We start from the raw sequence: 6,466 nt of genomic DNA, 5'->3' as shown, positions 1-6,466 counted from the left end.
GGCGCACAGAAGGACATCCGCAAGGCCCTGTTCGCCTACAACCACTCCGAGGAGTACGTCAACGGTGTTCGGGAAAGCGTGCCTTGACAACCCTGGTCGGCGACCAAAGATCGGCTGTGGATCGGGGGCGGGGGAGGTCTGGTTGGGTTGGCCGCTCTCGTTGCGTTTCCGGGCGGCGGTTGGCGCGCGGTGTAAACCGATCGGATGACAGCTTGGCCCCTCAGGAACTCCGGAACCTGAAAGTGCGTCTCATTCACGAACTGCCGTTCCACTGGTGAGCGAGGAGGCCGGATGCGCCTGCGCGGTCTCGCGGTGCTCGTCCTCGTCCTGCTCGTCGCCTGTGAGGCCCCCCAGCGGCCCGCCTCGCCGGATCCTCGCTCCGCCGTCGACGAGGCCCTCACAGCCCTCGCCGGGGAAGCCGCCGTCGCGTATCGGGTTCCTGGTGCGACCCTCACCGTCACCAAGGGTGGGCTCGTCGAGGGGCAGGTTCCGGTCCAGGACGACACCGTGCGGGCCCTCCGGGTGGGTGGTTCGCTCTACGTCCGCGCCTCCCCGGCCTACTGGCAGCGGCAGGGCATGTCCGCGCCCCGCGCCGAGCGGTTCGGCTCCCAGTGGACCAGGGCGGACCGCGGGGTGCCGTTCGACCCGGGGCGGCTCATGGCACCCCAGGTGGTGGCCGCCGCGCTGCGGGCCGCCTTGCCCGTGGGCGTGCTGCCCGTCGAGGTGGGCGGCGCGTTGGACCTGGGCGGTCTGCGCGTCACCGCCACCTCGCCCCACCGCGTGCTCAGCTTCCCGCCCGCTTTCCTCGGGCCCATCGCCGGCCAGTTCGGGCCGCACGAGATCGCCCTCGGCGACGTGCACCTGCCCGGCCTGCGCGAACGCCTCGACGAAGGGGTGGCCGAACTCGGGCAGCCCCTCATCGCCGGACCGGTCGTCGCCGCCAGGGTCACCGACCACGAACTCCGCTGCACGGCCGGCGGCGCCTGCACGGACACGGTCCGCGTCGACAATCGCCTGCTCGGCGCGGCCCCCGGGGCGGCCGCGCGCGTCAGCCTCACCTCGGCTGTCACCTCCGACGCCCTCGGCACCCGCACCTGCGCGCGGGAGGTCGTCCTCCCGCTGGACACCGCCGCCGACGTCTCCTGCTCGGTCAAATTCACGCTGCCCCGGGCCGACGGCGCGACCAGGCTGCAGGCCGCGCCGTCGGTGACCGCCGAACCCGTCGCCCTCGTCGACCCCGGCGCGCTCAACCGAGACATCGCCGCCGAGCTAGGCCCGTAGCAGCGGGATCACCGGCGCGAACTCCTCCATCGCCATCTCGAACACCGTGAAGTACGTGAACCCGTACCGCTCGCGCATCGCCCGGATCTTCGCCGCGATCTGCTCCGGCGTCCCGGCCAGCATCTGCGGCGCGTCCACCAGCCGGGCGGCCGACCAGCCCAGCTCCGACGGCACCCCGGCCAGCCACTCCTCCAGCGCCGGAACCGGGTCGTCGGCCACCACGACGTTCTGGATCAGCATGTTGTGCTGCACCTGCCGATCGCCGGCCCGCTCGCGGAAGAACCCGACCCGGTCGTCCAGCTCCGCGGCGGAGGCCAGGTCGAACGTCCCCGGCGGGTAGCCGCGCGCGTGCTTCAACCCGGCGAACCCGACGATGTCCGCGTGCTCCGCCGCCAGCCGCAGCACCCCGTTGCTGTTGCCCGCGATCAGCAGCGGCGGCGCGTCGTCCAGGCGGTCCCGCAGCACCTCGATCGTCCGGGCCAGGTGCTTGATCCGCTCGGCGGGCGGCGCGAACGGCAGCCCGGCGTCGTCGAACTCGGACTTCATGTGCCCGGACCCGAGCCCGACGTCCAGCCGTCCGCCGGTGAGCAGCGCGGTCGAGGCGACCTCCCGCGCCAGCAGCACCGGGTTGTAGAAGGGCGCGTTGAGCACCATGTGCCCCACCCGCACCCGGTCGGTGGCCTGCGCGGCGGCGACCAGCGCCGGGAACGGCGCGGGCATGCCCAGGTGGTCGGGGATGGTGATGGTGTCGTAGCCCAGCTCCTCGGCGCGACGGCACTTGGCCGCCCAGTCGTCGCGCCCGGTCAGGAACCGCAGGGAAACACCGAAGCGGTAGTCGTTCATGCCCGTGACGCTAGGCAGGAAAAAGCCCTTCCGCCGCCGGTTTCGCCAGCGGCGGAAGGGCCAGGGGAGAACTCAGGCGTTGCCGTCGAACAGGCTGGTGACCGAGCCGTCCTCGAACACCTGCTGGATCGCCTCCGCCAGCAGCGGCGCGATCGACAGGACCGTCAGGTTCGGGAACCGCTTCTCCGGCGCGATCGGCAGCGAGTTCGTGACGATGACCTCGCGCGCCTTGCAGTTGGACAGCCGCTCGGTGGCCGGGTCGGAGAGGATGCCGTGCGTGGTCGCGATGACGACGTCCGCGGCGCCCTCGGCGAGCAGCGCGTCGGTGGCCTTCACGATCGTGCCGCCGGTGTCGATCATGTCGTCCACCAGGATGCACAGCTTGCCCTCGACCTGGCCGACGACGCGGTTGGCCACGGCCTGGTTCGGCTTGTCGGGGTCACGCGTCTTGTGGATGAACGCGATCGGCCGGTCGCCCAGCTGGGCGGCCCACTTCTCGGCCAGCCGCACGCGGCCGGAGTCCGGCGAGACCACGGCGATGTCGGCGTCGCCGTAGGTCTTCTTGATGTGATCGGCCAGCAGGGTCTGCGCGAACAGGTGGTCCACCGGTCCGTCGAAGAAGCCCTGGATCTGCGCGGTGTGCAGGTCGACCGTCATGATCCGGTCGGCGCCCGCGGTCTTGAACAGGTCGGCGATCAGCCGGGCCGAGATCGGCTCGCGGCCCTTGTGCTTCTTGTCCTGCCGCGCGTACGGGTAGAACGGCATGACCACGGTGATGCGCTTGGCGCTGGCGCGCTTGAGCGCGTCCACCATGATCAGCTGCTCCATCACCCACTCGTTGATGGGCGTGGTGTGGCTCTGGATGACGAAGGCGTCCGTGCCGCGGACCGACTCCTCGAAACGCACGAACAGCTCGCCGTTGGCGAACGTGTGCGCCGTCTGCGGGGTGATCGTCACGTTGAGGTGCTCAGCGACCTCCTCCGCGAGTTCCCGGTGTGCGCGGCCGGAGAAGAGCATCAGGTTCTTCTTCGGCGTGCCGGACTTAGGACTCATCAGACGACTCCCGCTCGGTCTCTTCCTTGTTTTCCTGCGCGGCGAGCGCAGCCTGAGCCGCCTCCGCCGCTGGAGTACCCGGCCTGCGCCGGGGCACCCAGCCTTCAATATTGCGCTGTGGTCCAGTCGACACCGCCAGCGCCCCCGGCGGGACGTTCCGCCTGATCACAGTGCCAGCGCCTGAGTACGCACCGTCACCAACGGTGACCGGCGCGACGAACATGTTGTCCGATCCGGTCTTGACATGGGAACCGATGGTGGTGTGGTGCTTGCGCACGCCGTCGTAGTTGACGAACACGCTGGACGCGCCGATGTTGCTGTACTCGCCGATCGTGGCGTCCCCGACGTAGGTCAGGTGCGGCACCTTGGTGCCGGTGCCGATGTCGGCGTTCTTGGTCTCGACGAACGTGCCGATCTTGCCCTTGTCGCCCAGCTTGGTGCCCGGCCGCAGGTAGGCGAACGGGCCGACGCTCGCGCCCGCGCCGATCTCGGAGTCGTAGCCGTGCGCGCGGACCACCTGGGCGCCGGCGCCGACGGTGACGCCGGTGAGCGTGGTGTCCGGCCCGATCACCGCGCCCTCGCCGACCTTCGTGCCGCCCTTGAGCTGCACGCCCGGCTCGATCACCACGTCACGGGCCAGTTCGACGTCCACGTCCAGCCACACCGACGCCGGGTCGACCACGGTGACCCCGGCGCGCTGCCAGCGCTGCACGAGGCGGCGGTTCAGCTCGGCGCCGATCGCGGCGAGCTGGACGCGGTCGTTGACGCCCTCGGTCAGCCACGGGTCGTCCACGACGAGCGCGCCGACGCCACGGCCGTCGCCGCGGGCGATCGCCAGCACGTCGGTCAGGTACAGCTCGCCCTGTGCGTTGTCGGTGGACAGCCGGGTCAGCGCGTCGGCCAGCACGGCCGCGTCGAACGCGTAGACGCCGGAGTTGATCTCGTCGATCTCCAGCTGCTCCGGCGACGCGTCCTTCTGCTCGACGATCGCGGTGACCGCGCCGGCCGCATCGCGCACGATCCGGCCGTAACCGGTCGGGTCGGCGACCACGGACGTCAGAACCGTGACCGCGTGGCCGTTCTCGCGGTGCTCGGCCAGCAGCGCGGCCATGGTCTCGGTGTCCAGCAACGGGACGTCGCCGTAGCTGACGAGAACTGTGCCCGAAAGTCCTTCCGGCAGAACGGACAAAGCACACGAAACCGCGTCGCCGGTGCCATTCTGCTTCTCCTGCACCGCGGTCGCGACGGGCCGCCCGAGCGCCTCGCCGACCTTGCCCAGGTGCTCGGTGACGGCCTCCCGGCCGTGTCCGACGACGACGACCAGGTGGTCCGGCGAAAGCCCGGCTGCGGCCCGCACGGCGTGCTCGACCAGCGGCCTCCCGGCCAGCGGGTGCAGCACCTTCGGGGTGTTCGAACGCATCCGGGTGCCCTCGCCCGCGGCGAGGATGACAGTGCTCAGCGGGCCGGTCACGGCACTCCCAACGAATACGGGACGGGTGGTGGCGGGGCCCGATCCTACGTGTCCTGCCTGGCAGCCGGCTGTGGGTCGCCCTCGGAGCCGGGTTCCGCCTCTGCGATAAGGGACTCGCCCGCCGTCGACTGGGCCGTCGCGACCTGGTTCCCGCCGCCGCGTTTCGCCTGGTACATCGCGGCGTCGGCGCGGGCGAGCACCTGGTCGGCCCGCTCCTGCGGGCGCAGCGACACCAGTCCCACCGAAAGGGTTACCCCGTGCGACAGGTGGTGGGGCAGCGAGTCGACCGCGGTGACCGCCCGGCCCAGCGCCTGCTTGGCCGCCGAGACCGGCGCGCCGGGCAGCAGCGCGACGAACTCGTCGCCGCCGTAGCGGGCCACGATGTCGTCACCGCGCAACGCGTCCCGCAGCGTCGAGGCGACCACGCGCAGCACGTCGTCGCCCTCGGCGTGCGAGTGCTGGTCGTTGACGCCTTTGAAGCCGTCCAGGTCGATCAGCGCGACCGCGAGCGGCTGGGCGGTGGTCGACGCGGACAGCGTGCGCAGGTGCTCGTCCAGCGCGCGCCGGTTGGGCAGGCCGGTCAGCGGGTCCTGCAGCGCCTGCTGGCTGATCGCGCCGTGCTGCGCGGACAGCCGCTCGTGCTCGCGGCGCGTGTCCAGGGTCGCCAGCTGCGACTCCCGCATGTGCCACAGCTCGACCTCCAGCGCGGCCGAGTACTCCGCCAGCGCCCGCGACGACTCGCTGTCGGCGTCGCTGTCCAGCCGCGCGATCTCCCGCATCAGGTGCAGGTTCATCGACGGCATCGAGTTGTCCTCGGCGAGGGTGAGTTTCGTGGCGTGCAGCGCCTTCAGCGCGTCGTCGTGCTGGCCTGCGTGCTCCAGGCAGCGAGCCAGCGCGATCGTGACGATCACCTGCTCGTGCGGGTAGCCCGGCTCGATCAGCAACCGCCGCAGCCGGTCGACGTGCGCCGGCTCCGGCGCGGCCAGCGCGAGGGCGGCCGCCAGCACGCCCACCTGGTCGACCGCGGCCACGCCGATCTTCCGCGGGAACAGCGACTCGGCGAACGGGGCCTCGACCGCGACGGCCATCGAGGCGGCCGTGCTGAACTTCGCGGCCGCCTCCTCGTGCCGCGCGACCCGCTCCAGCCGCAGGCCCCAGCCCAGCAGCATCTTGATGCGGTTCATCAGCTGCAGCGTGATCTCGTGCGGACCGGCGGTCTCCCGGATGGCCTGGTGGGCCCTCGCGATGACCTCCTCGGCCGCCTCGTACACGCCCAGCTGGTTGAGCACGATCCAGCAGTCCAGGAGCGCGCTGGACTGGGCCTTGGCCCACTCCCGGCGCGACATGTGCATGTCCGGCGTGTTCGAATCGTCCAGGATCGCCAGCGCCCTGGCGATCTCGGTCAGCGCCGCGTCCTCCTGCTTGGCCAGCACCAGGCGGCGGCCGCGCAGGGCGTGGGCGTCGGCGCGGAACAACGCGAGGCCGTGGCGGCGGGTGTGGGCCAGCATCTCGTCGAGCAGCGGCTCGGCTTCGGCGGCGAGACCGCGGGTGACGAGCCTGCCCAGCGACGCCGCGCGGAGGAGCTGGGCGACCAGGACCGGCTCACCCCGGCGCTGGGCCTCGTCGAGGAGCTCGTCCATCGTCCGGACGATCTCGAGCTGCTCGCCGTGCTCCGTGTGCTGCACGGCGGCGATCAGTTCCCGGGCGCGCCCGGCCAGCCAGGCATCGGAGAGCTCGGCCAGTGCCGGCCGCCTGGTCTTCGGTCTGCTCTCGCCTTGCAGCGTGGCGCACCCCCTTCGGGCACGTCGGGGTAGGGCA

The 6,466-nt window shown here is 71.6% G+C and carries 5 protein-coding genes; 1 reads left to right on the top strand and 4 read right to left on the bottom strand.

Annotated elements, in window-relative coordinates; translation table 11 throughout:
* Positions 1-291: 291 nt before the first annotated feature.
* On the top strand, positions 292-1,281 hold the full coding sequence (locus ABZ193_RS14600) for a hypothetical protein (RefSeq protein WP_354710166.1): 990 nt from the start codon (positions 292-294) through the stop codon (positions 1,279-1,281).
* Here ABZ193_RS14600 and ABZ193_RS14595 read toward each other — a convergent pair.
* From ABZ193_RS14595 to ABZ193_RS14580, 4 genes are all read right to left on the bottom strand, one after another.
* The gene (locus tag ABZ193_RS14595; protein WP_020419426.1) at positions 1,270-2,124 is read right to left on the bottom strand and encodes a TIGR03621 family F420-dependent LLM class oxidoreductase; all 855 of its coding nucleotides are present in this window, start codon (positions 2,122-2,124) and stop codon (positions 1,270-1,272) included. The genes ABZ193_RS14600 and ABZ193_RS14595 overlap by 12 nt on opposite strands.
* Before the next feature lie 72 nt (positions 2,125-2,196).
* Positions 2,197-3,177: a ribose-phosphate diphosphokinase gene (locus ABZ193_RS14590; RefSeq protein ID WP_027936077.1), complete on the bottom strand. Its 981-nt coding sequence runs from the start codon at positions 3,175-3,177 to the stop codon at positions 2,197-2,199.
* Complete coding sequence (gene glmU / locus ABZ193_RS14585) at positions 3,167-4,648, bottom strand: bifunctional UDP-N-acetylglucosamine diphosphorylase/glucosamine-1-phosphate N-acetyltransferase GlmU (protein ID WP_020419424.1); 1,482 nt, start codon at positions 4,646-4,648, stop codon at positions 3,167-3,169. The genes ABZ193_RS14590 and glmU overlap by 11 nt, the downstream gene beginning before the upstream one ends.
* Positions 4,649-4,692: 44 nt before the next feature.
* Positions 4,693-6,333, bottom strand: a complete 1,641-nt coding sequence (locus tag ABZ193_RS14580) for a GGDEF domain-containing protein (RefSeq protein WP_354710163.1) — start codon at positions 6,331-6,333, stop codon at positions 4,693-4,695.
* Between the last annotated feature and the right edge of the window lie 133 nt (positions 6,334-6,466).

Source organism: Amycolatopsis sp. NPDC006125 (assembly GCF_040614195.1).
Taxonomy (GTDB): domain Bacteria; phylum Actinomycetota; class Actinomycetes; order Mycobacteriales; family Pseudonocardiaceae; genus Amycolatopsis_E; species Amycolatopsis_E tucumanensis.
Note: the sequence above shows the minus strand (reverse complement) of the source record. Positions and strands in the feature narration are given on the sequence as shown.

Excerpts from the sequence above, each read along its gene's own strand:
- ABZ193_RS14600 (WP_354710166.1), top strand. The coding sequence starts at position 292 with ATGCGCCTGCGCGGTCTCGCGGTGCTCGTCCTCGTCCTGCTCGTCGCC.
- ABZ193_RS14595 (WP_020419426.1), bottom strand. The coding sequence starts at position 2,124 with ATGAACGACTACCGCTTCGGTGTTTCCCTGCGGTTCCTGACCGGGCGC.
- ABZ193_RS14590 (WP_027936077.1), bottom strand. The coding sequence starts at position 3,177 with ATGAGTCCTAAGTCCGGCACGCCGAAGAAGAACCTGATGCTCTTCTCC.